Source organism: Pseudoflavonifractor sp. HCP28S3_F10, assembly GCF_052065415.1.
Classification (GTDB): domain Bacteria; phylum Bacillota; class Clostridia; order Oscillospirales; family Oscillospiraceae; genus Pseudoflavonifractor_A.
On record NZ_JBQHUB010000077.1, the window covers coordinates 1 to 668 of the forward strand.

Sequence of the window (668 nt, forward strand, 5' to 3'; positions counted from 1 at the left end):
CTGATCCAGCATGGTGGTCACCATGCTCAGAACAGGCCGATCCGAGATCGTATAGCTGACCAGATCGCTGCTGTGCAGGTCGAGGATCGGCGAGAGATACAGTTTCTCTCCAAACAAACTGAACTCTGTCACATCGGTGACCCACTTCTGGTTTGGTTTCTCGGCATGGAAGTCCCGGTTTAACAGATTTGGCGCGATCTTGCCGACTTCACCCTTGTAAGACCGATATTTCTTCATTCTGACACGGCAAACCAGCCCCAGCTCCTTCATCAGTCTCTGGACGGTCTTGTGGTTCAAGGGGATATTACGGTTTCGCAGTTCTGTCGTAATGCGGCGGTATCCATATCGTCCTTTGTTTTCGTGATATATGGCTGTGATCTCCGATTTGGCCGCTTCATATTTGTCCTCGCGGTTCATCCGCTTCAGATGATAGTAGAAGGTTGCCCGGGGCAGCTGAGCGATCGAAAGAAGAATATACAGAGAATGTCTTTGCCTTAGCTTTTGAACTACCTGCGTTTTCTGCGCTGGCGCCGCTCGTCTTCCAAAACCAAGGCTTGCAAGTTTTTTAGGTATTCATTCTCTGCACGCAGCCGCTGTACCTCGGCCAGCAGATCTTCTTCCACCTCTTTTGGCAACCGCTTTGGCGGACGCCCTTTGCTGCCACGCCC

General features: G+C 51.5%; 1 protein-coding gene. It reads right to left on the minus strand.

Going from position 1 to position 668, the window contains the following annotated elements:
• The coding region (locus ACTNBZ_RS14370; protein ID WP_441210958.1) for an IS3 family transposase at positions 1–573 on the minus strand (573 nt) is incomplete at its 3' end.
• Positions 574–668 lie beyond the last annotated feature (95 nt).